Below are 387 nucleotides of genomic sequence, written 5' to 3'. Positions count from 1 at the left end.
AAGTGGTGGGCGCAGGAGGATTCGAACCTCCGACCGCCTGGTTCGTAGCCAGGTACTCTATCCAGCTGAGCTATGCGCCCACTTTCATTTTTTCTTATTTATACTCTAAGTTGAGTTTCTAAAATAACCAATTTAAGTACACATTTTAAAAGTGAGCTTAACTTATTTATTATTTTAGACACAAAAAAACCGACGCTTATGTCGGCTTATGCATGAAAGTGGTGGCGTAGGACGTAACTTCTAAGAGTGAACCTCCGATAATCAACACTTTCTACTTATTTATACTCTAAGCAGAGTCTATGAAAGTGGTGGGCGCAGGAGGATTCGAACCTCCGACCGCCTGGTTCGTAGCCAGGTACTCTATCCAGCTGAGCTATGCGCCCACTT

Annotated in this window: 2 tRNA genes; both read right to left on the bottom strand. The window is 43.7% G+C overall.

Annotated elements, in window-relative coordinates:
* Positions 1-3: 3 nt before the first annotated feature.
* Positions 4-80: transfer RNA gene (locus tag AN391_RS19965), tRNA-Arg, on the bottom strand.
* Between the two features lie 226 nt (positions 81-306).
* A tRNA-Arg gene (locus tag AN391_RS19960) sits at positions 307-383 on the bottom strand.
* Positions 384-387: the final 4 nt, after the last annotated feature.

The sequence above is a fragment of the Pseudoalteromonas sp. P1-13-1a genome (assembly GCF_001401875.1).
In the GTDB taxonomy this organism is placed as follows: Bacteria; Pseudomonadota; Gammaproteobacteria; order Enterobacterales; family Alteromonadaceae; genus Pseudoalteromonas.
This window is presented reverse-complemented; position numbering and strand designations above follow the sequence as displayed.